1 pseudogene is annotated in these 805 nt (G+C 58.5%); it reads left to right on the top strand.

The annotated features are described in order from the left end of the window. Positions 1-309 precede the first annotated feature (309 nt). A pseudogene (locus QYH69_RS35900) lies at positions 310-726 on the top strand (helix-turn-helix domain-containing protein); the annotation flags it as partial. Positions 727-805 lie beyond the last annotated feature (79 nt).

Below are 805 nucleotides of genomic sequence, written 5' to 3'. Positions count from 1 at the left end.
GTACCACGGATGCCAACGATACAGAACTTCCCTTGACTCGCTGATATGGGCGTTGTGTTGACGGCTTGTACAATGCCATCCGGCCGCATTCAAGCCTGGCATACCTGACGCCCGACGAGTTCAAGCAGCGGTATTGTTCAACTGAAGCAACCGAGGCCGTTCTCCAAGATTAAAACGGTCCGAAGAACTCAGGCAGGTCAGCCGAACTGTTGATTTGCACTGAATCCTGACCCACCCTACGCAGTAATTTGCATCGAATATTGACCCACGTAGAACACTGACCTGCTCGGCAACGGGCAGGGGAACGGAGTGATCGACGTGGCTATATTGAGCATCATCCGACGCTGGCACTTTCGCGATCATGTCTCTTTGCGCGAGATTGCCAAACGACTGGGCGTGTCGAGAAACACGGTCCGGCGTTACATACGGGCCGGTACGGTCCTGCCCGCCTATCCGGAACGACACAGTCCCAGCAAGCTCGACGGGTTTGCTGCAAAGCTCTCGGGCTGGCTGAAGACCGAAGCGAACCGGCCCCGCAAGCAGCGAAAAACCCTGAAGCAGATCCACGCAGATCTGTGCGCACTCGGCTTCACCGGCTCCTACGACCGGGTGGCGGCGTTCGCCCGGCGCTGGCGGCAGGAACAACACGAGCAGGCAAAGACAACTGGACGGGGAACGTTCGTGCCGCTCCGGTTTGCCGCTGGCGAAGCGTTCCAGTTCGACTGGAGGTAAGCACCTCACAACGGCCGTTCGCAATACGACGTGCGTGTGAGGCATGATGGGGGATGGGTTCTCGCCAGTTGGC

The sequence above is a fragment of the Paraburkholderia sp. SARCC-3016 genome (assembly GCF_031119615.1).
Classification (GTDB): domain Bacteria; phylum Pseudomonadota; class Gammaproteobacteria; order Burkholderiales; family Burkholderiaceae; genus Paraburkholderia.
This window is presented reverse-complemented; position numbering and strand designations above follow the sequence as displayed.